The organism is Streptomyces sp. NBC_01474 (assembly GCF_035918215.1).
Taxonomy (GTDB): domain Bacteria; phylum Actinomycetota; class Actinomycetes; order Streptomycetales; family Streptomycetaceae; genus Streptomyces; species Streptomyces aureus.
This window is the reverse complement of record NZ_CP109449.1, coordinates 5,764,040-5,788,162: the sequence shown is the minus strand read 5'-3', so window position 1 is coordinate 5,788,162 and position 24,123 is coordinate 5,764,040. Positions and strand designations below refer to the sequence as shown.

General features: G+C 70.6%; 16 protein-coding genes, 6 tRNA genes and 1 riboswitch. Of the genes, 9 read left to right on the top strand and 13 right to left on the bottom strand.

Annotated elements, in window-relative coordinates; genetic code table 11:
* Window positions 1-2 precede the first annotated feature (2 nt).
* The 3 genes from OG758_RS26615 to OG758_RS26605 all read right to left on the bottom strand — a co-directional run bounded on the left by OG758_RS26615 (window position 3) and on the right by OG758_RS26605 (window position 3,636).
* On the bottom strand, window positions 3-947 hold the full coding sequence (locus tag OG758_RS26615) for an aldo/keto reductase (RefSeq protein ID WP_326712261.1): 945 nt from the start codon (window positions 945-947) through the stop codon (window positions 3-5).
* A 110-nt stretch (window positions 948-1,057) separates the two neighbouring features.
* A complete protein-coding gene (locus OG758_RS26610; RefSeq protein ID WP_326712260.1) occupies window positions 1,058-2,113 on the bottom strand; it encodes a M23 family metallopeptidase in 1,056 nt (351 codons plus the stop codon).
* An 11-nt stretch (window positions 2,114-2,124) separates the two neighbouring features.
* A riboswitch (cyclic di-AMP (ydaO/yuaA leader) is annotated at window positions 2,125-2,270 on the bottom strand.
* Between the two features lie 259 nt (window positions 2,271-2,529).
* Window positions 2,530-3,636, bottom strand: coding sequence for a PP2C family protein-serine/threonine phosphatase (locus tag OG758_RS26605; RefSeq protein WP_326712259.1), 1,107 nt, complete (start codon window positions 3,634-3,636; stop codon window positions 2,530-2,532).
* 199 nt (window positions 3,637-3,835) lie between these two features.
* Here OG758_RS26605 and OG758_RS26600 point away from each other — a divergent pair.
* Window positions 3,836-3,909 (top strand) — tRNA-Met (locus tag OG758_RS26600).
* Window positions 3,910-3,960: 51 nt separating this feature from the next.
* On the opposite strand, the gene OG758_RS26595 is transcribed toward OG758_RS26600, so the two are convergent.
* Window positions 3,961-4,416 carry a tellurite resistance TerB family protein gene (locus OG758_RS26595; protein ID WP_116512218.1) on the bottom strand — a complete coding sequence of 152 codons (456 nt, stop codon included), beginning with the start codon at window positions 4,414-4,416 and terminating at the stop codon, window positions 3,961-3,963.
* A 178-nt stretch (window positions 4,417-4,594) separates the two neighbouring features.
* Here OG758_RS26595 and mgtA point away from each other — a divergent pair, with 178 nt between their 5' ends.
* Window positions 4,595-7,195 (top strand): magnesium-translocating P-type ATPase, encoded by a 2,601-nt coding sequence (mgtA, locus tag OG758_RS26590; protein WP_326712258.1) that lies wholly within the window; start codon window positions 4,595-4,597, stop codon window positions 7,193-7,195.
* 73 nt (window positions 7,196-7,268) lie between these two features.
* On the opposite strand, the gene OG758_RS26585 is transcribed toward mgtA, so the two are convergent.
* From OG758_RS26585 to OG758_RS26565, 5 genes are all read right to left on the bottom strand, one after another.
* Window positions 7,269-7,341, bottom strand: a tRNA-Lys gene (locus tag OG758_RS26585).
* Window positions 7,342-7,462: 121 nt separating this feature from the next.
* Window positions 7,463-9,007: an amino acid permease gene (locus OG758_RS26580; RefSeq protein WP_326712257.1), complete on the bottom strand. Its 1,545-nt coding sequence runs from the start codon at window positions 9,005-9,007 to the stop codon at window positions 7,463-7,465.
* Window positions 9,008-9,175: 168 nt separating this feature from the next.
* Entirely contained in the window at window positions 9,176-11,461 is a 2,286-nt protein-coding gene (locus tag OG758_RS26575) for a DEAD/DEAH box helicase (RefSeq protein ID WP_326712256.1), read from the bottom strand.
* A 232-nt stretch (window positions 11,462-11,693) separates the two neighbouring features.
* Window positions 11,694-12,221 carry a hypothetical protein gene (locus OG758_RS26570; RefSeq protein WP_326712255.1) on the bottom strand — a complete coding sequence of 176 codons (528 nt, stop codon included), beginning with the start codon at window positions 12,219-12,221 and terminating at the stop codon, window positions 11,694-11,696.
* 132 nt (window positions 12,222-12,353) lie between these two features.
* A complete protein-coding gene (locus OG758_RS26565) occupies window positions 12,354-12,704 on the bottom strand; it encodes a metallopeptidase family protein (protein WP_326712254.1) in 351 nt (116 codons plus the stop codon).
* Window positions 12,705-12,785: 81 nt separating this feature from the next.
* On the opposite strand from OG758_RS26565, the gene OG758_RS26560 reads away from it, so the two are divergent.
* The 4 genes from OG758_RS26560 (at window position 12,786) to OG758_RS26545 (ending at window position 14,717) form a co-directional block, all read left to right on the top strand.
* Entirely contained in the window at window positions 12,786-14,351 is a 1,566-nt protein-coding gene (locus tag OG758_RS26560) for a metallophosphoesterase family protein (RefSeq protein WP_326712253.1), read from the top strand.
* 81 nt (window positions 14,352-14,432) lie between these two features.
* Window positions 14,433-14,505 (top strand) — tRNA-Glu (locus tag OG758_RS26555).
* A gap of 39 nt (window positions 14,506-14,544) precedes the next feature.
* Window positions 14,545-14,619: transfer RNA gene (locus tag OG758_RS26550), tRNA-Asp, on the top strand.
* Between the two features lie 24 nt (window positions 14,620-14,643).
* Window positions 14,644-14,717, top strand: a tRNA-Phe gene (locus OG758_RS26545).
* 160 nt (window positions 14,718-14,877) lie between these two features.
* Here the strand turns inward: OG758_RS26545 and OG758_RS26540 are convergent.
* Window positions 14,878-15,960, bottom strand: coding sequence for an ABC transporter permease (locus tag OG758_RS26540; protein ID WP_326712252.1), 1,083 nt, complete (start codon window positions 15,958-15,960; stop codon window positions 14,878-14,880).
* A gap of 121 nt (window positions 15,961-16,081) precedes the next feature.
* Here OG758_RS26540 and hrpA point away from each other — a divergent pair, with 121 nt between their 5' ends.
* The 3 genes from hrpA (at window position 16,082) to OG758_RS26525 (ending at window position 20,750) form a co-directional block, all read left to right on the top strand.
* A complete protein-coding gene (hrpA, locus tag OG758_RS26535; RefSeq protein WP_326712251.1) occupies window positions 16,082-20,065 on the top strand; it encodes an ATP-dependent RNA helicase HrpA in 3,984 nt (1,327 codons plus the stop codon).
* Between the two features lie 94 nt (window positions 20,066-20,159).
* Window positions 20,160-20,234 (top strand) — tRNA-Asp (locus OG758_RS26530).
* A 315-nt stretch (window positions 20,235-20,549) separates the two neighbouring features.
* Entirely contained in the window at window positions 20,550-20,750 is a 201-nt protein-coding gene (locus OG758_RS26525; protein ID WP_326712250.1) for a DUF6274 family protein, read from the top strand.
* Between the two features lie 558 nt (window positions 20,751-21,308).
* Here the strand turns inward: OG758_RS26525 and bldC are convergent.
* The 3 genes from bldC to OG758_RS26510 all read right to left on the bottom strand — a co-directional run bounded on the left by bldC (window position 21,309) and on the right by OG758_RS26510 (window position 24,118).
* Window positions 21,309-21,515 carry a developmental transcriptional regulator BldC gene (gene bldC / locus OG758_RS26520; protein ID WP_003949541.1) on the bottom strand — a complete coding sequence of 69 codons (207 nt, stop codon included), beginning with the start codon at window positions 21,513-21,515 and terminating at the stop codon, window positions 21,309-21,311.
* 468 nt (window positions 21,516-21,983) lie between these two features.
* The gene (locus OG758_RS26515) at window positions 21,984-22,829 is read right to left on the bottom strand and encodes a hypothetical protein (protein WP_326712249.1); all 846 of its coding nucleotides are present in this window, start codon (window positions 22,827-22,829) and stop codon (window positions 21,984-21,986) included.
* A gap of 185 nt (window positions 22,830-23,014) precedes the next feature.
* Complete coding sequence (locus tag OG758_RS26510) at window positions 23,015-24,118, bottom strand: IS630 family transposase (protein WP_266569624.1); 1,104 nt, start codon at window positions 24,116-24,118, stop codon at window positions 23,015-23,017.
* Window positions 24,119-24,123: the final 5 nt, after the last annotated feature.

The following is a 24,123-nucleotide window of genomic DNA, read 5'->3' as shown; positions in this document are numbered from 1 at the left end:
GATCAGGCGGACGCCTTCGTGAGCTTCGAGAGCTCCGCGTCCGTCAGCTCCAGGTCGGCCACGGCCACCAGCGCCGGCAGCTGCTCCACGGTGCGGGCGGACGCGATCGGGGCGGCCACCGTCGGGCGGGACGCGAGCCAGGCGAGGGCGACCGTCGCGACCTCGGCGCCGTGCGCCTGCGCCACCTCGTCGAGCGCCGTGAGGACGCGCACACCGCGCTCGGTCTGCAGGTGCTTGCCCGCGCCCGCGGCCCGCGCGCTGTCGACCTCGGTACCCGGCCGGTACTTGCCCGTCAGGAACCCGGCCGCCAGGGCGTAGTACGGGACGGCCGCGAGACCGCTGCGCGAGGCGACCTCCTGGAGCCGGCCCTCGTAGGTGTCGCGCGAGACGAGGTTGTAGTGCGGCTGGAGCGCCGCGTAGCGGGCGAGGCCCTCGCGGTCGGAGAAGTCCAGGGACTCCTGGAGGCGCTCCGGGGTCAGGTTCGACGCGGCGATGGCGCGCACCTTGCCGGCCGTCACCAGGTCGTCGAGGGCGGAGATGATCTCCTCGACCGGCACGGACGGGTCGTCGAAGTGCGTGTAGTAGAGGTCGATGTAGTCGGTGCCGAGGCGGCGCAGGGACTCCTCGGCGGCGGACTTGATGGTGTGCGCGGACAGGCCCTTGAAGTCGGGGTGGGCGCCGACCTTGGTGGCGATGACGACATCGGAGCGGTTGCCGCGCGCGGCCAGCCACTTGCCGATGACGGTCTCGGACTCGCCGCCCTTGTTGCCCGGGACCCACGCCGAGTACGCGTCGGCCGTGTCGACGAAGTTGCCGCCCGCGGCGACGTACGCGTCGAGTACGGCGAAGGACTGCGCCTCGTCGGAGGTCCAGCCGAACACATTGCCGCCGAGGGCGAGCGGGAACACCTCGAGGTCTGACGAGCCGAGCTTGCGAAGAGAAGTCATGGCCTGTCACAACACCGATATGGATCAAGATATTCCGGGCACGGCGAACCGGCAGCCCTGACGTCGGGGGGTTGCCGTCAGGACCACCGGGGTTCGGAGGGTTACGAGCCTCAGATCGTCAGGCCGTTGGAGCGCAGCCACGGCGCGGGGTCGACCCCGGTCGCCTGGCCGCCGGGGTGGACCTCCAGGTGGAGGTGCGGCCCTGTCACGTTGCCGGTGGCGCCGACCCGGCCGATGACGTCGCCGCTGGTCACCTTCTGGCCCGCGCTGACGTTGAGGGACGACTGGTGGCAGTACCAGAGCTCGGTGCCGTCCGGCAGCTCCAGGACGGTGCGGTAGCCGTACGCGCCCGCCCAGCCGGCCTCCTTGACGGTGCCGGAGTGGATCGCCTTCAGCGGCGTACCCGTCGGAGCGGCGAAGTCGAGACCCGTGTGGTAGCCGGAGGACCACATCGAGCCGGGCTGACCGAAGGTGCCGGTGATCGTGTAGGAGGCGACCGGCAGCGTGAAGCTCTTGGCGAGCTTGGCGAGGCGCTCGGCCTCGGCCTTCTTCTTCGCGGCCTCCTCCGCCGCCTTCTTGTCGGCGGCGGCCTTGGCCTTGGCGGCGTCCTGCTCCTTGGCGGCGTCCTCGGCGGCCTTCTTCGCGGCGGCCTCCTCGGCGGCCGCGGCCTCGGCGTCGGCGGCCTGGTCCTGCTGCTGCTCGGCCTGCTGCATGATGCGGGCGCGCAGGGCCTCGCCGGCGGTCGTGCCCTGCTGGGCGTCCGCGGTGGTGATGCCGGCGCCGGTCAGCGGGGTCGCGTCGGCGCCGGACTCGTCGTCATCTCCGGAGACATCGGATATCAGCGCGCCCACGCCGGGCAGGGACTTGGCGTCGGGCAGCGAGTCCTTGACGGCCGAGAGGTCGGGCATCGAGATGTGTACGGGAGGCTTGCCGCCCTGCGCGGTGGCGATGCCGCCCGCGCCGACGGCCGCGATCACACCGACACCGAGAACAGTGGAGCTGCGCGCGAGACCGCCGCGCTGCTTGGCTACGCGGTGCCTGCCGCGTACGGGACGGACGGACTCCTCGGTGGGATTCCACTCCTCCCAGGTCCGCTCGTCCGTTTCGCCGAACTCTTCGTCGATCGGCGCATAGGAGAACTCTGGGGCAGGCCGGTTGGACGCCACTGGGGCGCGCTCCTTTCCTTCCTTCTCGCCTACCGGGTTAGCTGACGGGTTCGGAGCAGGAAGGTCTCCTACCGACGCCTTCCGCAAGGAAAGACGTCCGATTCACCCCAAGTTGGTGGTTCCCCGGCTCCCTTGCGGGATTAGGCGCGTGCGCACGGAGCCATCTCTTGTGACGGCTGGGACGACCGCGCTGCGTTATCGAACGTTAATAGACACCGGGGCCCGATTCCAAGCCGTTCCGACTGATCGTTAACGCCTTTGGCCTGGACTTAACGGGGCACGAGCGGGCGGAATCGGGCGAGTTGACCCGTCACCGGAACGCGCCGTTCATCTGACGGTTTGTCAAATGTTATGCACAGCGACGCCGTTCGACTACGTAAGGTGATGACGGTGCTCACCGCTGCTTCACGGCTGCTTCACGGCCGCCTCACCGCGAGCAGCGCCATGTCGTCCGTCGTGCCGCCCCCGGTGTGCCGTCGGACCTCGGCGGTGAGCGCGGCCAGCAGCGGATCGGGCCCCGAGAACATCCGCCCCGCGAGCCGGGCCGCCGGGTCGTAGAAGGTGCCCTGCGCGTCGCGCGCCTCCGAGAGACCGTCGGTGTGGAGCAGCAGCGTCGCCCCGCTCGGGAACTCCGTCTCGGACGCCCGGTCGGGCCAGGTGCCGAGGTCCCCCATCCCGAGCGGCAGCGCGGGCTCCGGAGCCGACAGGACCTTGAGCGCCCCGTCGCCGCCCAGGAGCAGGGGTTCCGGGTGGCCGCGGTTGATGACGCGTACGAGGCCGTTGCCGTGCGGGATCTCGGCGAGCACGGCCGTGGTGAAGCCCTCGAACTCGTCGAGGCCGTTGCGCCGCAGCCCCTCCCGCGCGAGCGCCCGCTCCAGGCGCTGCGCGACCGCCTCCAGGGTCGCCTCCTGCTCGGCCGCCTCCCGGAAGGCGCCGATGACGACGGCCACGGCGGCCACCGCGCCCATGCCCTTCCCGCGTACGTCGCCCACGACGAGCCGCACACCGTGCGGGGTGTCCTGCACCGCGTACAGATCGCCCCCGATGAAGGCCCCCTCCTGGGCGGCCTCGTAGCGGGCCGCGATCTCCAGGCCGCCGATGCGCTCGGCGGGCTCGGGCAGGACGGCGCGCTGGGCCGCCTCGGCGATCTGGCGCACAGAGGTGAGCTGCTCGCTGCCGCGCCGCACGACGCGGTTCATGACACAGGCGAGTACGGCGACGGTGGCGACCGTGACGAGTTCGGTGATGGCGTCACTGTCGTAACTGCGGGTGTATCTGAGATGCACCCCGAGTACGACGGCGACGGTCGCGAGGCCGGTCAGGAGAGTGCCGCGGGGCGAGAAGAACGGGGCCGCGACGAGCGGGGCGGCGGTGAACAGGGGCACGCCGGTGAACGTCGACGGCGTGACGTAGTCGTAGACCGCCCCGGCGACGATGAGCAGCACGGTCACCAGACGTACGAAGAACCGGGCCCGGGACAGGCCCTGCTCCGCCTCTCGCCCGTGTCCTCCTCGCTGCCCCACCACTCGTCTCCCGCCACCGTCCGCGTCGGTCCCGCGTCTGCGCACGTCATCGGGCCCCACCCCAGGGTTCACCCCGGACAGACGGCGGGCGACCTGGTGGGACCGACCGGGTGAAAGGGGTCCCAGGCGGCGGATCACGGAACTCCGGGCAACCGATTCGCGTTCTGTCGCCGCAATGGCGTAGAGTCGTGTTTACCGACGCGGGGTGGAGCAGCTCGGTAGCTCGCTGGGCTCATAACCCAGAGGTCGCAGGTTCAAATCCTGTCCCCGCTACTGAAGGCCGAAGGCCCGGAACCAATGGTTCCGGGCCTTCGGTGTATCCCCCTACAGATCGAACTCGTGCGGCGGCAGGTCGAGCATCAGGCAGGCCTCGCGGACGACGGCCTGCTCGGTCTTGTCGAAGTCGCCGTCGGCGCCGCCGATGACGATGCCGATCTGGATGACCGCGCGCGCCTCGGCGGGCTTCTTCTTCGCCTTGGCGATCTCCTGGAGGACGCTGACCTTGCCGAAGTCGAAGTCGGCGGTCAGCTTGTTCAGGTTCGCGTCGAAGCGGCTCTGGAGCTGGTCCGCCGGGAAGTTCTGCAGCACCTCGTTCGTGGAGATGAGCTGGGCCACGCGGCTGCGCTCGGCCGGGTCGACGTTCCTGTCGGCCGCGGCGACCAGCGCGCACATCGCCATGCTCGCGTCACGGAAGGCGCCGCTCTTCAGGTCGTTCTTCTTCGCCATGAGCTGCGTCTGCATCGTCGACGCGGACTCCTTGAAGCGATCCCACAGGGCCATGACTCTCCTCGTTCGGCGTGTACTGATCTTCTACAGCTCTGTAGAAACTAGCGGGGAGCGGCAAAAGTTCCGCCTCTAAACTGAAGGCCCGAACTCTCTGCTGGGGAGCCTTTCGTGGTCCGATGAACGGGAGAAGACGACGGTGCCGACACCCGAGAAGCCCTGACGGCGCCCGAAAGTGACCGACACCGCCCCGGCCGACGTCGCCGCCCCGTCCTCAGGCCGTACGACCCTCCAGCTCCTGCGCTCCCTCGGCAGCGGCCCGCGCGGCCTCACCGAGGCGGAGGCCGAGCGACGCCTGGCCCGGCACGGCGAGAACGTCCTGCCTGGTACGCGCCCCCTGTCCTGGCCCTTGCTCGCCGCCCGCAGCCTGCGCGACCCGTTCACCGTGGTCCTGCTCTGCCTCGGCCTCGTCTCGGCGACCGTCGCGGCCTGGGGCACCGCCTGCGTGATCCTCGTCCTGGTCGCCGTCAGCTGCTGCCTGCGCTCCGCGGGCGAGCGCCGTGCGGACAGCGCCATGGCGGGCCTGCGCGAGCTCGTCGCGACGACGGCGACCGTGCTGCGCCGCCCCGGCGCCGACGCGGCAGCCTCACCGGCCGAACGCGAGCTCCCGGTGAGCCAGTTGGTGCCCGGCGACGTGGTGCGGCTCGGCCCCGGCGACCTGATCCCCGCCGACGTACGCCTTCTGAGGGCGCAGGGCCTGACCGTGCAACAGGCGGCGTTCACCGGGGAGTCCGTGCCGGCCGACAAGCGTCCCGTGGACCTGCCCGCGGACGGCGAGTCGGCGCATCTGTGCTTCCAGGGCGGCAGCGTGGCCTCCGGAAGCGCGAGCGCCGTGGTGCTCGCGACGGGCGCCGGTACCCGCTTCGCCGCCGCCCACCCCACGGTCGGCTCGGAGCGCGGGGCGAGCGCCTTCGACCGCTCGGTGCACGGCATCTCCTGGACCCTGATCCGCTTCATGCTGCTGACGCCGCCGCTGGTCCTGATGGCCGGCGCCGCGCTGCGCGGCCGCGGCCTGGAGACCCTGCCGTTCGCCGTCGCGGTGGCCGTCGGGCTCACCCCGGAGATGCTGCCGGTCATCGTCACGACGGCGCTCGCCCGCGGCTCCGCGCTGCTCGCCCGCACCCACGGCGTCATCGTCAAACGGCTCCCCGCGCTGCACGACATCGGCGCCGTCGACATCCTCTGCGTCGACAAGACGGGCACCCTCACCCAGGACCGCCCGGCCGTCGACCCGGCCCGCACCGACCCCGACGCCCTGCACTGGGCGGCCGTCTCCGCCTGGTGGACACTCCAGCTCGCCGACCTGCCGACCGCGGACGCGCTCGACGAGGCGGTCATCACGCACGCTCTCGCAAAGGACCCGGCCGTCACCGAGGCGTACGACGGCATCACCGCCCTGCCCTTCGACCCCGTACGCCGCCTGGCGACCGCCGTCGTCCGTCGGCCCGGCGCGCTCGGCACCGTCACGCTCGCCGTCAAAGGCTCCGTGGAGAACGTCCTGGAGCGGTGTGCCCTCGACGACGCCGAGCGCGCGAGCCTGCTCGCCCGGGCCGCGGAAATGTCCGGCGACGGGCTGCGGCTCCTCGCGGTGGCAACCGCCGAACGCCCCGCCCGGCACCGCCCGGGGATCCTCCCGAGCCCTTCAGGCGGTGGGGGAAGCACCGCCGACGAACGCGGCCTCACCTTCACCGGCTTCGTCGCCTTCACCGACGCCCTCGTGCCGACCGCCGCGCAAGCCCTGCGCGACCTGGGCGAGCGTGGCGTCACGGTCAAGGTCATCACCGGCGACCACCCCGGCACCGCGGCCCGCGCCCTGCGCGATCTGGGCCTCGCCCCCGGCGACATACACACCGCGGACACCCTCGACGCGCTCACGGACGAGGAACTGGCCCGCCTCGCCCGCCGCACCACCGTCTTCGCCCGCTGCGCCCCCGCCCACAAGGCGCGCATCGTCACCGCCCTGCGCGCCGGCGGGGAGACGACCGTCGGCTTCCTGGGCGACGGCGTGAACGACCTGCCCGCGCTGCGCGCCGCCGACGTCGGGATCTGCCCGCGCGACGCGGTCGCGGCGGCGCGCGACGCCGCGGACATCGTGCTCGCGCAGCCCGCGGACCGGCCGGGCAAGGACCTCACCGCGATCGGCCACGCGATCACCGCGGGACGTCACAGCAGCGGCAACATCGCCACGTATCTGCGCGTCACGCTCTCCTCGAACCTCGGCAACGTGATCGCGATGCTGTCGGCGGGCCTCCTGCTGCCGTTCCTGCCGATGCTCCCGGCGCAGGTGCTCGCCCAGAACCTGTGCTTCGACGCGGCCCAGCTGTCGTTCGCCTTCGACCGCCCGGCGGCCGCCTCCCTGCGCCGCCCCACGACGCTGCGCCCGCGCGACTTCCTGCGCTTCATCACCGGGTTCGGCGTCCTCAACGCCGCCGCCGACCTCGCGACCTTCGGCGTCCTCGCACTCGCCCTGCGCTCCACGGCGGGCCCGGCCGACGAGGCGGCGTTCCACTCGGGCTGGTTCACCGAGAACCTTCTGACGCAGGCTCTGGTGATGCTGCTCCTGCGCACCGGCCGCGCCCCGCGCACCCCGGGCCCGGTCCGCTGGGCGGTCGCGTCCCTGGCCGTCGTCGGCGTCGTGCTGCCACTGACCCCCGCGGCCCACCCGCTCGGCATGACTCCCCTGCCACCCGTGTACTACGCGCTCCTCGCGGCGGTCCTCGCCCTGTACGCGGTCGCGCTGACGGCGGTGAAGAGGCGGTACGTACGGCAGGCGTGAGGGGCACCGAAGTTCGGCGGGAACAGGGCAGCGGCCCGGCCGGCCGAAGCCGTCCGGGCCGCTGTTCACGCGGTAGACCCTGTGGGACTCGAACCCACAACCAATGGATTAAAAGTCCACTGCTCTGCCAATTGAGCTAAGGGTCCACGCGCCGGCCCGCGCCGACGCATCCCCGAGCATAGCCCGCCGGGGCCGGGAGGCCGATCGGGTATCGGCCTCCACGGCCTGTCGGAGGTCACACGGGCGGCCGGGCGGCGCACCCGACGCTCACGGATCGACCGGTTCCGGCGCTCCCACGCGCCCCGCCTCACGCGCGACGGTCCGCGCGTGCTCCGGGTTGAGGAACCAGTGCCGGGCCGACACCAGCCACCACACGCCCGCGAACCCGAGGACCACAAGGACCGCGATCGGGGCGTAGTTGAACGTCTCCCACGTGACCGGCGAGACCTGCGGCAGCATGAAGAGGACCGTGATGACGGCGACCCACACCACGGCCACGATCCCGATCGGCCGCGACCACCTGCCCAGGTGCCAGGGCCCTCGCTCGAAGGCGTCGCCCTTGCGCAGCCGCAGCAGGGTCGGCACGACATACGCGATGTAGAGACCGATGACGGCGATCGAGGTCACGGCCGCGTACGCCGTGACGTTGATGAGGTACGGCAGTCCGAGCACGAGGGCGCCCAGCGCGGCGAGCCACACCGCGGCCACGGGGGTGCGGGTGCGCGGGCTGACGGTGTGCCAGACGTGCGAGTACGGCAGCGCGCCGTCACGCGAAAAGGCGTAGATCATACGGCTGTTGGCCGTGACGGAGGCCATGCCGCAGAAGAGCTGCGCGCCGATGACGACGAGCAGCAGCAGCTTGCCGGCCGTCGCCCCGAGCGCGTCGAGCAGGATCTGCGCGGGCGGTGCGCCCGTGGCCGAGCCGAGGGCTCCCTGGTACGACTGGATGGCGAAGGTGAAGCCGAGCAGCAGCACGAACCCGGCGATCCAGGACGTCCAGATGGAGCGCACGATGCCCTTCGGCCCCGCGGTGGACGCGTCGTGGGTCTCCTCGGTCATGTGCGCGGAGGCGTCGTAGCCCGTGAACGTGTACTGGGCCATCAGCAGACCGATCAGGACTACGTAGAACCCGCTGCCCCAGCCGGTGTTGTTGACGAACTTCGTGAAGACGAAGGACGCGGACTGGTGGCTGTCCGGCGCGAAGGCGAGCGCGCCGACGATGACGGCGACGCCGACGACGTGCCACCAGACGCTGACGCTGTTGAGCAGCCCGACGATGCGCACGCCGAAGGTGTTGAGGAGCCCGTGCAGCACGAGGATCGCCGCGAACAGAAGGATCGTCCGCCCCGGCGTCACCTCGAAGTCGAACTGGAGGTTCAGATACGCGCCGAGGAAGGACGCGGCGCCGAAGTCGATACCGGCGGTCACCGCGACCTGTCCCAGGACGTTGAACCAGCCCGTGAACCACGCCCACGCGGCGGCCGTCCGCGTGGGTGCGAGCCGGTGCGCCCAGAAGTAGAGGCCGGCGGAGGTCGGGTAGGCCGAGCAGATCTCCGCCATCGCGAGCCCGACGAACAGCGTCATCAGCCCGACCCCGACCCACCCCCAGGTGATTAGGGCGGGGCCGCCGGTGTTCATCCCGAACAGATACATCGTCAGGCACCCGGAGAGCACCGAGATGATCGTGAAGGAGACGGCGTAGTTGGAGAACGCCGACATCCTGCGGGCGAGGACCTGCGTGTAGCCGAGCTGGGCGAGACGTTCCTCGTCGGTCGAAGGCGGCGGTTGCTGCGCCGCTGGGTCGCTTGTCATGCCCCCAGCGATTCCCGTGCCGGGGGCAGGGCATGCGCGGGCCTTGGCCAAATGATGCCCGCGGGTGGACGCCGGTACGAGGGCGGAAAAGGAGAAGGGCCCGGGAGACGTGATCGTCTCCCGGGCCCTTCTCGGCTCAAGCCGTCAGGCCATCAGGCCTTGCGGCTGTCAGCCGTTGCGCTTCCAGCGCGGCTTCTCGTCGCGGCGGAACGAGGAACCGCCGGTCGAGCCGGAGCCCGCACCGCGGTGGTCGTCACGGCGGCCGTACGGACGGTCGTGGCCACCGGCGCGGAAGCCGCCGCCGGCAGGACGGTCGTCGCGACGGTCACGGTTGAACGGACGGTCGCTGCCGCGGTGGCCGCCGGAGGGGCGGTCGTCGCGACGGAAGCCACCGCCCGAGGGGCGCTCGTCACGACGGTCACGGTTGAAGCCGCCACCGGCGGGACGGTCGTTGTCACGACGGTCACGGTTGAAGCCACCACCGGACGGACGGTCGTCACGGCGGAAGCCGCCGCCCGAGGGGCGCTCGTCCCGACGGTCACGGTTGAAGCCACCACCGGACGGACGCTCGTCACGACGGTCACGGTTGAAGCCGCCACCGGCGGGACGGTCGTTGTCACGACGGTCACGGTTGAAGCCACCACCGGACGGACGGTCGTCACGGCGGAAGCCGCCGCCCGAGGGGCGCTCGTCCCGACGGTCACGGTTGAAGCCGCCACCGGACGGACGGTCGTCGCGACGGAAGCCACCACGGTCGTTGTCACGACGGTCACGGTTGAAGCCGCCCGACGGACGGTCGTCGCGACGGTCGCGCTTCTCGTAGTTGCCCCGCTCGTCACGGCGCTGCGGGCGCTGCTCGTACGAGGACGAACGCTCCTGGCGCTCGGCCGGCGCGGCAGCCTGCTCCGGGACGGACGCCTCGGCGGCCTTCTCGGCAGCGGCGGCGACGGCGGCGACGACACCCTCGGCGTCCTCGCCACGCTCACGGGCGGCACGCGCGGTGAGGCGGTCGGCCTCCTCGCGCAGCTCGCCGGCGCGGCGCGTGGCACGCTCCAGCTCCTTGGTGAGGGAGGTGACCTCACGCTCGGCCTGCTGCGCGGCGTTGCCCGCGGACTCGGCCTGGACCTCGGTCATGGACCGGGCACCGGTGATCTCGGCGACCTCCGGGTCGAAGGCCGCACCGCCCTGGATGATGTGGCGCGAGGCGTCGACGCCCGCGTCCTCCATGAGGCGGAAGATCTGGCGGCGCTGGTGCGGCAGCGACAGCGAGACGACGACACCGGACTTGCCGGCACGCGCGGTACGGCCCGAGCGGTGCAGGTAGTCCTTGTGGTCACCGGCCGGGTCCACGTTCAGGACCAGGTCGATGCCGTCGACGTGGATACCGCGGGCGGCGACGTCGGTGGCGACGAGCGTGTTGACGTAGCCGTCCTTGAAGTCGGCGAGGACGCGGGTACGAGAACCCTGCGTCATGCCGCCGTGCAGCGCGTCGGCCTTCACACCGGCGTCCTGGAGCTGCTCGGCGATGCGGTCGGCGCCCAGCTGGGTGCGGACGAAGATGATCGTGCGGCCCTTGCGGGAGGCGATCGCGGCAGTGACCGGCGCCTTGTCCTTGGGCTTCACGATCAGGATGTGGTGGGTCATGGTCGTGACGGCGCCCTGGGCGGCGTCGACCTCGTGCGTGACCGGGTTGGTCAGGTAGCGCTTGACCAGCGTGGAGATCTCGTTCTCCATCGTGGCCGAGAACAGCATGCGCTGGCCGTCGGCCGGGACCTGGTCGAGCAGCTCGGTGACCTCGGGCAGGAAGCCCAGGTCGGACATCTGGTCGGCCTCGTCCAGAACGGCGATCTCGACGTTCGCGAGCGAGCAGGCGCCGCGGTTGATGATGTCGCGCAGACGGCCCGGGGTGGCGACGAGGACGTCGACGCCGCGCTCGAGGGCGTAGATCTGGTTGCCCATGGACGTACCGCCGCAGACGACCTTCATCTTCAGGCCGAGGACGTCGCCGTAGGGCTGGAGGGCGTCGGCGACCTGCATCGCCAGCTCGCGGGTCGGGGTCAGGATGACCGCGCGGGGCTTCTTCTTCTCGGTGTGACCGCCGGCGAGGCGCGCCAGGGTCGGCAGACCGAAGGAGAGGGTCTTGCCGGAGCCGGTGCGGCCACGGCCGAGGATGTCCTTGCCGGCCAGGGCGTCCGGGATGGTCGCGGCCTGGATCGGGAACGGCGCGGTCACGCCGTTCTGCGCGAGCTTGCGGACGATGCCCTCGGGCAGACCGAGGTCGCCGAAGGTCAGGGTGGGCTCGGCGGGGGTGTCGTCGTCGGTGTCGGCATCGGCCGAGGCGCTGACAGCGGCCTCTCCGACGGCAACGGCAGTCACGTCCTCGTCGACGGCGAGAACCTGCACGGCCTCGTCGTTCTCGGGCATGACGGTGTGGTCAGAACTGGAAATGGACATACGAAATGCGAAACCTTCCGGAGTCTCGGCACGCGCCCGTCAACTCCGTGAATTTCGCAAACGACCGCCTCAATGCGGTCCAGCCACGGCTGGGGAGAGAACGCGCCACGCGGCGCTCTCTTAACGGCGCCGGGCAATTGGTATCAAACGATCTACCACCATAGTCAGCCACCACCCTCCAGCGCAAACCGATCCCCTGAGACCCCGCTCACATCCGCCCCCGAGGTCACTCCTACGCGGGCATCCCCGCCTGCGGCGCCGGCTCCGGGACGATCCGCACCCGGGCCGACGCCTGCTCGTGCGCCGACGACGAGGGCTCCGCGGTGGTCGGGTCGGGCGTCGGCGTGGGGGTGTCCTGGGTCGGCGTGGGCGTGTCCGGCGGGGTGCGCGTCGGGGTCGGCCGGGACGGCGGGGTGGTCCGCCCACTCGCCGACGGCTTCACCGGACCCGTCGGCCCGCCCTTGGTGGCGCTCGCGGAGGGCGAGGCGGCACCCGAGGCCGCGTCGGACGCGGTGCCGCTCGACCCCGCCGACGGCGACCCGTCCGCGCCCTCCCGGCCGCCCGCCCGCGCCCCGCCGCCCCCTGGGACCACCGCGCCGCCGTCCGGGGCCGCCCGCCCGCCGTGCCGCCCCGCCGAGTGCGACGGAGCGGGCCCGCCCCCCTCGTGGGCGACGCTCATGCAGCCGGTGGTCGCCGCGGTGACGGCCACCACCGTCGCGGCCAGTCGAACCAGACGAGGGGGTACGGACAGCTGGCGCACGGGCGAGCACCTCCGGGGCGCTGAAAAGCTGGGGCTGAAGCTGAAACGGGAACGGCAACCGCCGGAAAATCGACGTCACCGTTCCCAACTCCCGCTCCCCGCAAGAGGACACGCCCGCTCACGGCCCGGCCGTCACCCGTATCCGAGGGCGTGCAGCCGCGCGTCGTCGATCCCGAAGTGGTGGGCGATCTCGTGGACCACGGTGATCTCCGTCTCCCGGACGACGTCCTCGCGGGCCTCGCACATCCGCAGCGTGGGTCCCCGGTAGATGGTGATGCGGTCGGGCAGCACGCCCGCGTACCACTCGCCCCGGTCGGTCAGCGGCGTCCCTTCGTAGAGGCCGAGCAGCCCAGGGTCCTCGGCGGGGGGCTCGTCCTCGACGAACACCGCCACGTTGTCCATGAGCCGCGTCAGCTCCGGCGGAATCCGGTCCAGGGCTTCGGCGACCAGTTCCTCGAACTCCTCGCGCGTCATCTCCAGCACACGGCCATTGTCGGCCACCCGCCCGCAGATCGGCCTGTCCGTCCGGGTATACGGCACCATCCGCATGGGCATACGGGACCAATGGCCCGCGCCCTCGCTGTCGCCGCCCTGTCCGCCCTGCGGAACATCCCCTCCGCGGTCGGCCGCCGCCGTCGCGGCCGCCGCCCCCGCCCCACCGGCGATCTCACCCTCCAGCCCCGCCCGTACCTCCGCGCCCTGGGCCTCGCCGCCGTCGTCCTCGTAGGCGCGTGGCTCGGCCTGCTCGCCGTGGGGAACGTCCGCGTCCCGGTCGGCCCGATGGACACCCGGATGACGCTGCGCCCGTCCCTGACCGGCGGCACGAAGATCAATGTCTCGCCGCTCGGCTCCCTGGAGCTGAAGTCGCACACGGCCCCCGTCCGCCTCGACGTGGACGTCGACCGCCTCGACCCGGTCCGCTCCGAGGCCCTGGTCAACCACCCCGAGCGCCTCTCGGGCCTCCAGGACGAGGTCACGCGCGACATCGAGCACGGCACCCTCGACCTCGCCCTGCGCTCCTGCGTCGCCGTCGTCTCCGGCGCCACCGCGCTCGGCCTCGCGGTCTACCGCCGCCCCCGCCGCGCACTGGGCGCCGGCGGTCTCGCGCTCGCCCTCCTGACGGCCTCGGGAGGGGCGGCGTACGCGACCTGGAACCCCAATTCGGTCCTGGAGCCGAAGTTCTCCGGCCTGCTCTCCTCGGCCCCCTCGGTCGTCGGCAGCGCACGCTCGATCGTCACCGAATTCGACGTCTACCAGAAGGAGTTGGCGCGCCTGGTGACCAATGTGACGAAGCTCTACGACGTGACGTCGACGCTCCCCGCGTACCGGCCGGACCCGTCCACGATCCGCGTCCTGCACGTCTCGGACATCCATCTGAACCCGGCCAGCTGGAAGATCATCTCCTCCCTCGTCGAGCAGTACGACATCTCGGTCATCGTCGACTCCGGCGACACGATGGACCACGGCTCGGCGGCCGAGAACCCGTTCCTCGACCCGATCAAGGACCTCGGCGCCCCGTACATCTGGGTCCGTGGCAACCACGACTCGGCGACCACCCAGCGCTACCTCGAACACATCAAGAACGTCCGCGTACTCGACAACGGCAAGGCGGTCACCGTCGCCGGGCTGCGCTTCGCCGGCACCGGGGACCCCCAGTACACGCCGGACCGGGCGGTCAAGGCGCAGGGCGACCCGGCCGAGCGCATGGCAGGCATCCGGCTCGCCTCCGCGCTGCGCGACCAGCGGGCGGCGGGCACGCCGGTGGACATCGCGATCGCCCACAACCCGGTGGCCGCCCGCGAGACGGACGGCACGGTCCCACTGGTCCTCGCGGGCCACATCCATCACGAGCAGACCGAGGTGATGAAGCTGGGCACGCGGCTGCGCGTCGAGGGCTCGACCGGCGGCAGCGGTCTGCGCGCCGTCGACGACGCGTCCCCCGACCCGGTGCAGGCGTCGGTCCTCTACCTGGACCGCGACACCCGCCGCCTGCAGGCCTGGGACGAGATCGAACTGGGCGGCCTCGGCCTGACGACGGCACAGGTCAGCCGCCACCTGCCCAAGGAGAACCAGCCGGGCGCGACCCCCTCGCCGACGGCGCCCACGGGCTCGTCCGCGCCCTCTCCCTAAACCGTTTTGGCGATCCCTCCCCGCATCCCATATGCTTCTCACGTCCCCGACGCGCTGCGAAGCGCCCAGGCGGGCCAATTAGCCCTCATCGTCTAGTGGCCCAGGACGCCGCCCTTTCAAGGCGGTAGCACGGGTTCGAATCCCGTTGGGGGCACGCAACACCTTGTGCGACACTTGTGTCGCACAACAGCTTGGTCCTGTGGAGCAGTTTGGAGTGCTCGCCACCCTGTCAAGGTGGAGGCCGCGGGTTCAAATCCCGTCAGGACCGCTGCGATTCGTTCGCGAACCGCGTGGCTGGGTAGCTCAGTTGGTACGAGCGATCGCCTGAAAAGCGATAGGTCGCCGGTTCGATCCCGGCCCCAGCCACAAGATTCAGGCCCCGTCCCCGGACGGGGCCTGTTGCGTTTCCCCGGCGGACCACGGCCCGAGCCGTCTCCCGCCGCCCGAAGGCCGCGCCCAGCCACCTCCCGAAAGCCCTGCCTCCGACGGGGCTTTCGGCGTATCCGGGTGCGGTCACCCGACCGGGTCACGCCCCCGGCGCCACCGCGTGGGCCGCTTCCGTGGTGCGGCCACCCGGATGGCGGTGGCGCCAGACCCAGAAGATCGTGGTCGACAGGAGGGCCCAGGCCGTGAGGACCACGAACGGGAACACGTGCTGGTGCCCGCCGAAGTACACAGCCGTGTGCTGAGCGTTCACGGACGCGCCCGGCGGGAGCCAGCGGCCGATGCGGCCGAGCGCCGACGGCAGCAGCGGCCACGACACCGCGCCGCCCGACGACGGGTTGCCGAGGAGCACCATCAGCCCCCACGTCGGGATCATCGCCCATCGCCCGAACAGCGTGTTGAACATCGTGAAGACCATCCCCGACGTGAACATCGTCAGCGCGAGGATCGCCCAGGACGAGGCGAACGGCAGATCGAGCGCGCCCAGCCACCAGTCCACGACCGCCGCGATCACGAAGGCCCCGAGCAGCGCGTACGCCACCGTGTACGCGATGCGCTCCAGCGGATTGAGGGCACGCGCGTGCACGCTCAGCTGGATCGCGCCGACGAAGCCGATGATGACCGCGGCCAGCGAGATGTAGAAGATCGCGAGGCCGCGCGGGTCGCCCTTCTGGAGCGGCTTGATGTCGGTCACGGTGACGGGGACCCCGAGCCCGGCCCCGACCTCCGGGGCGGTCTCGGCCAGGACCTGCGCGACCGAGGCACCGGAGGCGCCCGAGACCTCGAGCGCGACGCGGTCACCCTGCCGCACGTCGAGGATCGCGAAGACCTTCTGCTGGTCCACGCCCTCCACGGCCGCCGCGATGCTGTCGTAGGGGTGCACTTCGAGGGACGCGTTCAGCGCCTTCTCCATGCCGGCCAGGAACGCCCCGCCGTGCGTCGCGTTCGCCGCGCCCACCACCGCCACGGGAATCCGGTGCGGCGTCGGGTTCGCCATCGTGTACGTGTACGAGCCCGCGAAGAGGCCTGCGGCGGCGGCCAGGATGAACACGAGGACGGTCGCGGGCAGGAACGGCGACTTCTTGAAGTCTTCCCAGCGCTCCCCGCGCGTGGGCGCCCGCCCGTGGGCGCCGTGCTCATGATCGTCGTCGCTCGGCTCCGGCATACGGACACGTTAAAACACCTATAACGGACCTTCAGTGGCAATCGCCTAGGTATCAGCCGAAACCGGCCCACCTCAAAACCATTCGCCACCCGTTTCTCCGAGGTGAGATCCTGGAGGACGTATGTCTACGCAGCCTGCCCCCGTCCTCGGCACCCTCGCCCAGCGCCTGTCCGAGCTGTCCCTGCGCGATGCGCACCGGCTCGGCCGCAGGCTCGAAGGTGCGCGCCGCATCCGCAAGCCCGAAGCCCGGGCCGCCGTACTCGCCGAGATCGAGGCGGAGGCCGAGAAGGCCGAGGCCCGGACGGCGAAGCGTCACGGCCGGTACGAGGCGCTCGAGATCACGTATCCCGAGCAGCTTCCCGTCAGCCAGAAGAAGGACGAGATCGCCGACGCGATCCGCGACCACCAGGTCGTGATCGTCGCGGGCGAGACCGGCTCCGGCAAGACGACCCAGATCCCCAAGATCTGTCTCGAGCTCGGCCGCGGCGTGCGCGGCATGATCGGCCACACCCAGCCCCGCCGGCTCGCGGCCCGCACCGTCGCAGAGCGGATCGCGGACGAGATGGACACCCCGCTGGGCGAGGCCGTCGGCTGGAAGGTCCGCTTCACGGACCAGGTCAACCCGGACGCGACGTTCGTGAAGCTGATGACGGACGGCATCCTGCTCGCCGAGATCCAGACGGACCGCGAGCTGCGCGCGTACGACACGATCATCATCGACGAGGCCCACGAGCGGTCCCTGAACATCGACTTCCTGCTCGGCTATCTGGCGCAGCTGCTGCCCAAGCGCCCGGACCTGAAGGTCGTCATCACCTCCGCGACGATCGACCCCGAGCGCTTCTCGCGCCACTTCGGGGACGCGCCGATCGTCGAGGTCAGCGGCCGTACGTATCCCGTCGAGGTGCGCTACCGACCGCTGCTCGAAGAGGACTCCGACGAGGCCGACCGGGACCAGATCACCGCGATCACGGACGCCGTCGAGGAGCTCCAGGGCGAGGGCAAGGGCGACATCCTCGTCTTCCTGTCCGGGGAGCGCGAGATCCGCGACACGGCGGACGCGCTGGAGAAGAAGAAGTTCCGGTTCACCGAGGTCCTGCCGCTCTACGCGCGCCTGTCGCACGCGGAGCAGCACCGCGTCTTCCAGCGCCCCTCGGGATCGGTGCGCCGCATCGTCCTCGCGACGAACGTCGCGGAGACGTCCCTGACCGTCCCCGGCATCAAATACGTGATCGACCCGGGCACCGCCCGCATCTCGCGGTACTCGCACCGCACGAAGGTGCAGCGCCTGCCCATCGAGGCGGTCAGCCAGGCCAGCGCCAACCAGCGCATGGGCCGCTGCGGCCGTACGTCGGACGGCATCTGCATCCGCCTGTACTCGGAGGACGACTTCCTCGCCCGCCCCGAGTTCACGGACGCGGAGATCCTGCGGACGAATCTCGCCTCCGTCATCCTCCAGATGACCGCGGCCGGGCTCGGCGACATCGAGAAGTTCCCCTTCATCGACCCGCCGGACCACCGCAACATCCGCGACGGCGTGCAGCTCCTCCAGGAGCTGGGCGCGCTGAACCCGGCGGAGAAGGACGTCCGTAAGCGCCTCACCGAGCAGGGCCGCAAGCTCGCCCAGCTGCCGGTGGACCCGCGCCTGGCCCGGATGGTCCTGGAAGCCGACAAGAACGGCTGTGTGCGCGAGGTCATGGTGATCGCGGCCGCACTGTCCATCCAGGACCCGCGCGAGCGCCCCAGCGAGAAGCAGGCGCAGGCGGACCAGCAGCACGCCCGCTTCAAGGACGAGACGTCCGACTTCCTGGCGTTCCTCAACCTCTGGCGCTATGTGCGCGAGCAGCAGAAGACGCTCGGCTCGTCCGCGTTCCGCCGCATGTGCAAGTCGGAGTACCTGAACTTCCTGCGCATCCGCGAGTGGCAGGACATCTACACGCAGCTGCGCACGGTCGCGAAGCAGATGGGCATCCACCTCAACGAGGACGACGCCCCCGAGCAGCAGGTCCACATCTCCCTCCTCGCCGGTCTCCTCTCCCACATCGGGATGAAGGACGTGAAGGAGTCCACGGACAAGGACCCCAAGCAGCGCGGCGGGCGGAACGAGTACCTGGGCGCGCGCAACGCCAAGTTCGCGGTCTTCCCCGGCTCCGCCCTCTTCAAGAAGCCACCGCGCTTCATCATGTCCGCCGAGCTCGTCGAGACGTCGCGCCTGTGGGCCCGCGTCAACGCGAGGATCGAGCCGGAGTGGGTCGAGCCCCTCGCCGAGCACCTCCTGAAGCGCACATACAGCGAGCCGCACTGGGAGAAGGACCAGGCCGCCGTGATGGCGTACGAGAAGGTGACGCTGTACGGCGTCCCGCTCGTCGCCCAGCGCAAGGTGAACTACGGGCGCATCGACCCCGAGGTGAGCCGCGAGCTGTTCATCAGGAACGCGCTGGTCGAGGGCGACTGGCGCACGCACCACAAGTTCTTCTCGGACAACCGCAAGCTGCTCACCGAGGTCGAGGAGCTGGAGCACCGCGCCCGCCGCCGCGACATCGTCGTCGACGACGAGACACTCTTCGACTTCTACGACCAGCGGGTCCCGGAGCATGTCGTCTCGGGCGCCCACTTCGACAGCTGGTGGAAGCAGAAGAAGCGGGACGAGCCCGAACTCCTGGACTTCGAGCGGTCGATGCTCATCCGCGAGTCCGCGGAGGCCATCACCAAGGACGACTATCCGGACTCGTGGCGCCAAGGCCCGCTGAAGTTCCGGGTGACGTACCAGTTCGAGCCGGGCGCGGACGCGGACGGCGTGACCGTCCACATCCCGCTCCAGGTCCTCAACCAGGTCACCGACGAGGGCTTCGACTGGCAGATCCCCGGCCTGCGCGAGGAGGTCGTGATCGAGCTGATCCGTTCCCTGCCGAAGCCGGTCCGCCGGCACTACGTCCCGGCGCCGAACTACGCGAAGGCGTTCCTGGAGCGGGCCGTGCCCCTGCAGGAGCCGATGCCCACCACGCTCGCCCGCGAGCTCCAGCGCATGGTCGGCGTCCCCGTCACGGCGGATGACTTCGACCTGTCCCGCGTACCCGACCACCTGAAGATCACGTTCAGGATCGTCGACGAGCGGCGCAGGACCCTCGCCGAGGACAAGGACCTGGAGGCACTCAAGCTGCGCCTCAAGCCGAAGGCCCGCAAGGCGATCTCGCAGGCGGCAGCGGCTACGGCCGAACGCTCGGGCGGCGAGTCCGTGGAGCGCTCGGGCCTCACGGACTGGACGATCGGCACGCTGAGCCGCGTCTTCGAGACCCGGCGCGCCGGCCAGCCCGTCAAGGCGTATCCGGCGCTGGTCGACGACGGGGACACCGTCTCGGTTCGGCTCTTCGACACGGAGGCCGAGCAGCAGCAGGCCATGTGGAGGGGCACGCGCCGGCTGATCCTGCGCAACATCCCGGTCAACCCGGGCAAGTTCGCCTCGGACAAGCTGACCAACCCCCAGAAGCTCGCCCTGTCCGCGAACCCGCACGGCTCGGTCCAGGCGCTCTTCGACGACTGCGCCATGGCCTCCTGCGACAAGCTCATCGCGGACTTCGGCGGCCCCGCCTGGGACGAGGAGTCGTACCGCAAGCTCTACGACAAGGTGCGCGCCGAGATCGTCGACACGACCGTACGGACGGTGGGCCAGGTACAGCAGGTCCTCGCCGCCTGGCAGGCCTGCGAGCGCCGCCTGAAGTCGACGAAGAGCCCGACGCTGCTCGCCAATCTCACGGACGTACGGGCGCAGTTGACGGCGCTGATCCGCCCCGGCTTCGTCACGGACACGGGCCTGCGGCGCCTGCCCGACCTGGTGCGTTACCTGGTCGCCGCGGACCGGCGCCTGACCCAGATGCCGACGAACGTCCAGCGGGACACGTCGCGCATGGAGAAGGTCCACGAGATGCGGGACGAGTACGCGTGGCTGCTCGAACAGATGCCGCAGGGGCGGCCCGTGCCGCAGGAAGTCCTGGACATCCGCTGGATGCTGGAGGAGCTGCGGGTCAGCTACTTCGCCCACGCGCTCGGCACCGCGTACCCGGTCTCGGACAAGCGGATCGTGAAGGCGATCGACGCGGCAGCGCCGTAACGGACCCGGCACGTTAAGTGAGTTCGACCGCCGGGCCTGCGCTGCTGTACAGTCTCATCTCGCAGCACAGAGCAACACCAAGTGCCGCGAGCAAGGTCCTGTGGAGCAGTTTGGAGTGCTCGCCACCCTGTCAAGGTGGAGGCCGCGGGTTCAAATCCCGTCAGGACCGCACGTAAGACTGAGGCCCGCATCCCGCAAGGGGTGCGGGCCTCAGTCGTGTGCCGCCAACCCGCGTCATGCGCCCCCAACCCGCAGGCCACGCCCGCGGCGTAGCCGCCGTCAAACGCAGCACCTCCCGTCAGGACCGCACGCAGAACTGAGGCCCGTACCCCGCAGAGGGGTGCGGGCCTCAGTCGTGTGCGCGCACGCGCGTAAGGCCCCGCCCCGCCTGTCCGCGCCTCCGCACCCCACCCCCTGCCGTCTTGACGGCATCCCGCTCCCCCGGTACTCAGACAGCAAGGGATTCCCGACCCGGAGGTGGCGCATGGCGGCATCCGCCCGGCACGAGACGCGCGCCCTGCTGCGCGCCCACCTCTCCGCCGCCTCCGGCTACCGCCATCTGACCCGGCACTGCCCCGTCTGCCACCAACTCCTGCGCCTCGCCCTGGAGCCCGGCAGAGAGCCCACAGGAGGCCCCGAGATGGACTACGGGGCCCCGGAGGACGAAAGTCCCTCCACCGCCTGACCGAAGGCGCCGGACGGCGGCCCCAACCGGTGGGAGCCGGGGGGGAGCACGGCGGACACCGCGACGCGAATCCCCTCTAACCCAAGGGCCGCACCAGCAACAAGTGTGCGAGCGTGTGACGGGTGTCACGGGACCAGTTTTAGAAACAGCGTTTCTTACACCCGCCCTACAACACCTCAATTTAATATGTGCAATTGCACTACCCCTGGGGCCCGCCCGGGCACTCGCGAAGATCCACCCCGGGACCCCTCGGACGAACCTCCCCGACGGCCCGCCGAGCACCCGCCCGCGGCCCCCGGCAAGACGCCGCCGGTACTCGATCAGGGACCCACAGGGCCGCCCACAAAGCCACGCGCCAGACCCGGCGGACCGCCCCACCCGCACGGATCCGCGCATAAAAAAATCGCGCTGGACCCGGCGGAGTCCAGCGCGATCGACGACGCACCCGTGAAGCATGAGTAGGCGTGGGCCTGTTGGGGCAGGACCCGCGTCGTATGGAGCTATAGGTTGGGCGCGAAATGGGCTGGGGAGCCCGGAACGCCCGGTTTATTCAGTTGTTCAGGCCTCGCTGCGCTGCTGCGGAATGCCCGCGAGCAGTGCGCGGACCTCCGCCTCGCGGTAGCGGCGGTGCCCGCCGAGCGTGCGAATCGACGTGAGCTTGCCAGCCTTTGCCCAGCGCGTCACCGTCTTCGGGTCGACGCGGAACATCGTGGCGACCTCAGCCGGGGTCAGCAGCGGCTCGGCATCAGGGGTGCGAGCGGTCATGAGCGGCCTCCTCGGGAGAACCGAACCTTCTCGGTTCATTCCTCTAAATTCTGCACCTTGACCCGCGTTGCCCGAAATGGCGGACGCGGGTCGAGTCGGTTATAGGACGAACGGCTTGTCCTCGGCACTACAACTACACCATCCGTCCAGCCACGTCGGCCAAACCGATGGAATTGCCCTCCCAGGTGTTCATCAGCGACGGAAGCCGATGGACCATGCCATAGCGGACAGTCACGCCACTGTGACGATCAGTCACAGTGGCGCCAGGAGTCACGAGACCCCCCATAGCGTGCAATGCTGAGATTTCGGCTGAACGCGGACGAAAGCAGCCGAGCGGAGCCCTCCCCGAACTCCTTGTCCTATTTTGGCACGAGGAGGGGTGATGGGCGCAAGGGCGTAGTAAGTGCGGTCCATCACGCTTAGGGCAAAAGCCCGGATCGGGACCTACGTCCCCGCACACCCGTACGGTCAGTTCGCGAACTGCCGGTCCCGCACGGCACGCCAGCGTTCCATCAGCCGCGCGTACGCCGCCTCGGCCCCGTCACCGTCACCGCGCCGCAGCGCCTCGATCCCCTCCGCCACGTCCGCAGCGGAATGATCACCATCCAGATCCTCCGCGGACAAAGCGTGCACCAGGCCGCCGTAGTCGAGTTCGACGAATGAACGCGGATGGAACTCTTCGAGCCAGCGCCCCACATCCACGAGACCGTCGATCAGCGGCCCTTCGTCCATCGTGTCCCGCAGCGTGCGAAGCCCCCGCGCCACCCGGCGCCGCGCCTGCACCATCGGCGTCCGGTAGCGCAGCACCGGCGCCACTCCGTCAGCGGCCCCCTTGCCGTACTCACGCTCCTCGTCCGAGACGAGCACGAACCAGTTCAGCGGGATCTGCCAGGTGGACGTGCGGATCCAGGGGCGGGCGTCCGGGTTGCGGGCGAGCCAGCGCTCGTAGTCCGCGGCGGACTGCCGGCGCACCACCGGCGGGAGCACCGCGTCCAGCACCGGTGTCGGCAGGCGGCCCGGCAGCTCGTCCAGCGCCTGCCAGCCGCGCAGCCGCGTGCGCCACGGACACACGCACACCACCCCGTCCGTCTCGATGACGAACGCGTCGTCGCTCTCGTGCACCGGCACGGGCACCGGCGGCGTCGGCAGCAAGTCGGCCAGCGAGCGGCGCAGTTCGTCCTGGTAGGACGGGCGTTCGCGGCGCTGCGCGTAGCGCTCCCAGTGGCTCCGCTCGGGCTCGGGGAACGCCGCGAGGGGTTCGTACACGCGCAGATACGACGCGTAGGGCACGGTCACCGAAGACACCTTGGGCACGGCTGCTCCCTCCCCCGGACTGCGCCTGGAAAACACTGCAAATCGTCCCATGGCCGAAGGTGAACGCACCTGGCCGGACACGCGCGTACTCCAGGAGAGGGTGATCCTCGGCACTGCGCGTCTGGCGGCTCGGCGCAGGCTCTAGTGCTGCCCCGCGCAAGTTCGTGGAGGGGTGTTGGGCCTGATCAGGCGGTCTTGAGTGGGCTGCCGTCATAGGTCCACCTGAACGGCTTCGCGGTCTCGTTGCGGCCGATGACGTAACTCTCCAGCTTGTCGATGAGGTCATCGCGGCTGGAGAAGTCACCGTGTCGCAGCACGCGGCGGGTCAGGACGGAGAAGAACAGCTCGATCTGGTTGAGCCAGGAGGCGTGCGGCGGGGTCCAGTGCACGTGCCAGCGCGGGTGGTCGGCGAGCCACGCCTTGGTGTGTTTGGCGGTGTGGGAGGAGCCGTTGTCCAGCACGACATGGATGTCCTGGTCTGGGGCGATGACCGTGTCGAGCTGGTCGAGGAAGGCGGTGAACGTCGCTGCGTCGTTGCGGGCGATGATCTCGGTGAGGACCTCGCCGGTGCGCACGTCCAGGGCGGCGACCAGCGAGGCGGTGCCGTGGCGGCGGTACTCGAACTCCTCGCGAGCGGGCTCGCCTGGCCTGACGGGACGACCGGGGTGGCGCCTGGCGCGGGCGGCGATCGCGGTCTTCTCGTCGATGGACAGCACCACCGCCCCTTCAGGTGGGTCGCGGTACAGGTCGCACACGTCCGCGACACGGTCCCAGAAGTCAGGGGTGTCTCGGCGGGTGAGCCAGCCGCGGACCCGGTGCGGCTTGAGGTCCAAGTCGGCCAAGATCCGGCCGACTTGGGAGGCAGAAATGGTGGCGAAGACAGTGCCGGCGACCTGGGCGGCGATCGTGCGGTGCGACCAGGTCGCTTCCGGGTGCGGGGGCACACTGGTGGCGGCGGCCACGATCGCCACCGTCACCTGGGGCCCGTATGCCTTGGGCCGGCCCGAGCGGGCGGCGTCCTTCAGCCCGTCCCGGCCCAGAGCGGCGAACCGTCCGCGCCACTTACGGACCGTGTTCACGCTGACCGCCAGGTCCCGCGCGATAGCCCCATTGCTCAGGCCCTCACCCGCCGCCAGCACAATCCGCGCCCGGAGCACCGCCCGCACCTGCGCTTTCAGGGAGACCGCTGTACGGATCAGACACTCGCGCACCCTCTCGTCCAACTCCACCACGACCGCCTCGACCATCCCGGCCACACCCTCGCCCACCCCGACCAAAGTGATGATCATGGCGT